Consider the following 277-nt stretch of genomic DNA (forward strand, 5'->3'; position numbering starts at 1 on the left):
GGGTGAGCCCGCCGTCGGTATCGAAACCGGGGCCGTGGTCGCGCACGCACAGCTGCAGCCAGTCGCCGTCGCGCGACACCCGCAGCGCCACCGCGTTCGAGTGGTTGATGGCCGAGGCATCAACCGCGTTGTTGAGCAGGTTGAGCAGCGCATGACGCAGGCCCGGCGGGGTGCGCAGCACGATGCGGGCAGCGTCCTCGTCCGGCGGCAGGGCCAGTTCGGCTTCCGGCCGCAGCAGCTGGAAGCGTTCCACGCAGCTATGGATGAACGCGGCCAC

At 70.4% G+C, this 277-nt stretch carries 1 protein-coding gene; it reads right to left on the reverse strand.

Features of this window, described 5'->3' with window-relative positions:
- A partial coding sequence (locus UUA_RS18395; RefSeq protein WP_238533062.1) for an ATP-binding protein occupies positions 1-253 on the reverse strand: 253 nt, incomplete at its 3' end.
- Positions 254-277 lie beyond the last annotated feature (24 nt).

This window comes from Rhodanobacter thiooxydans LCS2, assembly GCF_000264375.1.
GTDB classification, from domain to species: domain Bacteria; phylum Pseudomonadota; class Gammaproteobacteria; order Xanthomonadales; family Rhodanobacteraceae; genus Rhodanobacter; species Rhodanobacter thiooxydans.